This window comes from Streptomyces fumanus, from assembly GCF_014655295.1.
Taxonomy (GTDB): domain Bacteria; phylum Actinomycetota; class Actinomycetes; order Streptomycetales; family Streptomycetaceae; genus Streptomyces; species Streptomyces fumanus.
This window is the reverse complement of the sequence record NZ_BNBI01000032.1, coordinates 1-2,251: the sequence shown is the minus strand read 5'-3', so window position 1 is coordinate 2,251 and position 2,251 is coordinate 1. Positions and strand designations below refer to the sequence as shown.

Below are 2,251 nucleotides of genomic sequence, written 5' to 3'. Positions count from 1 at the left end.
AGTGCGGCGAGGTCGCCCTTGCCGTTCTGTTCGACGGCGGTGTCGAGTTGGTCGGCCATCTGTGTGTCGTAGACGGGCCGGTCCACGCAGCGCAGGACGCCGATCGGGGTGTGGTGCAGGGTGTCGGGGTCGGCGAGTCTGCTCAGCGCGAAGGCGGTGGTCGGGGACTGGGCGTGGGCGTCGTGCACCAGGACCTGTGCCTCGTTCTCGGGGGTGACGGTGACGACTTTGAGGTCGCCGGTGGCGGGGTCGCGGACGACGCCCTTGGTGTTGTCGGTGCCGAAGCGGATGGGCTGTCCGTGTTCCAGGCGGATGACGGCGTCCTGGGCCTGTTGCTTGTCCTTGAGTGCCTCGAAGGCGCCGTCGTTGAAGATGTTGCAGTTCTGGTAGATCTCCACCAGGGCGGTGCCCGGGTGGGCGGCGGCTTGGCGCAGCACCGAGGTGAGGTGTTTGCGGTCGGAGTCGACGGTGCGGGCGACGAAGGACGCCTCCGCGCCGATCGCCAGGGACACGGGGTTGAAGGGCGCGTCCAGGGAGCCCATCGGTGTCGACTTGGTGATCTTGCCGACTTCGGAGGTGGGGGAGTACTGGCCCTTGGTCAGGCCGTAGATGCGGTTGTTGAACAGCAGGATCTTGAGGTTGACGTTGCGGCGCAGGGCGTGGATGAGGTGGTTGCCGCCGATGGACAGCGCGTCACCGTCGCCGGTGACGACCCACACCGACAGATCCCGGCGGGAGGCCGCGAGGCCGGTGGCGATGGCGGGGGCGCGGCCGTGGATGGAGTGCATCCCGTAGGTGTTCATGTAGTACGGGAAGCGGGAGGAGCAGCCGATGCCGGAGACGAAGACGATGTTCTCCTTGGCCAGGCCCAGTTCGGGCAGGAAGCCCTGGACGGCGGCGAGGATGGCGTAGTCGCCGCAGCCGGGGCACCAGCGCACTTCCTGGTCGGACTTGAAGTCCTTCATCGACTGCTGGGCGGTGGCCTTGGGGACCAGGTGCAGTGCCTCAGTCATCGATGGCCTCCTTGAGGGCGGTGGCGAGCTGTTCCGCCTTGAACGGCATGCCGTTGACCTGGTGGTACGAGACGGCGTCGACCAGATACCTGGCCCGGATGAGGGTGGCGAGCTGGCCGAGGTTCATCTCCGGCACCACCACTGTGTCGTAGCGGGCGAGGACCTCGCCAAGATTTGCCGGGAAGGGGTTGAGGTGGCGCAGGTGGGCCTGGGCGATGCGGCCGCCGTCCTTGCGGATGCGGCGCACGGCGGCGGTGATCGGCCCGTACGTCGAGCCCCAGCCCAGCACCAGCGTCCGCGCCCCGTCCGGGTCGTCCACCTCGATCTCGGGCACGGTGATGCCGTCGATCTTGGCCTGGCGGGTGCGGACCATGAAGTCGTGGTTGGCCGGGTCGTAGGAGATGTTGCCGGTGCCGTCCTGTTTCTCGATGCCGCCGATGCGGTGCTCCAGGCCGGGCGTGCCCGGGATCGCCCAGGGGCGGGCCAGGGTGTGCGGGTCGCGCTTGTAGGGCCAGAACACCTCGGTGCCGTCCGCGAGGGTGTGGTTCGGGCCTTGCGCGAACTGCACGGTCAGATCCGGCAGTTCCTCCAGCTCGGGAACCCGCCAGGGCTCGCTGCCGTTGGCCAGGTAGCCGTCGGAGAGCAGGAAGACCGGGGTGCGGTAGGCCAGCGCGATCCGGGCCGCCTCCAGAGCGGCGTCGAAGCAGTCGGCCGGGGTGCGCGGAGCGATCACCGGCACCGGTGCCTCACCGTTGCGCCCGTACATCGCCTGCAGCAGATCCGCCTGCTCGGTCTTGGTGGGCAGGCCGGTGGAGGGGCCGCCGCGCTGGATGTCCACCACCAGCAGCGGCAGCTCCAGCGAGACCGCCAGCCCGATCGTCTCCGACTTCAGCGCCACCCCCGGCCCGCTCGTCGTGGTCACCGCCAGCGACCCGCCGAACGCCGCCCCCAGCGCCGCACCGATCCCCGCGATCTCGTCCTCCGCCTGGAAGGTCCGTACCCCGAAGTTCTTGTGCCGGCTCAGCTCGTGCAGGATGTCCGAGGCCGGAGTGATCGGATACGAGCCCAGGAACAACGGCAGATCCGCCTGCCGGGAAGCCGCGATCAGCCCGTACGCCAACGCCAGATTCCCCGAGATGTTGCGGTACACGCCCGGCGGGAACGCGGTCGCCGCCGGCGCCACCTCATAAGAGACCGCGAAGTCCTCGGTGGTCTCGCCGAAGTTCCAGCCCGCGCGG

Annotated in this window: 2 protein-coding genes; both read right to left on the bottom strand. The window is 69.1% G+C overall.

The window, feature by feature from the left end; translation table 11 throughout:
• A partial coding sequence (locus tag IE316_RS35120; RefSeq protein WP_190208629.1) for a 2-oxoacid:ferredoxin oxidoreductase subunit beta occupies positions 1-1,013 on the bottom strand: 1,013 nt, incomplete at its 3' end.
• Positions 1,006-2,251, bottom strand: a 1,246-nt coding sequence (locus IE316_RS35115; RefSeq protein ID WP_190208628.1) for a 2-oxoacid:acceptor oxidoreductase subunit alpha, incomplete at its 5' end; no start/stop codon positions are given. The genes IE316_RS35115 and IE316_RS35120, both read right to left, overlap by 8 nt.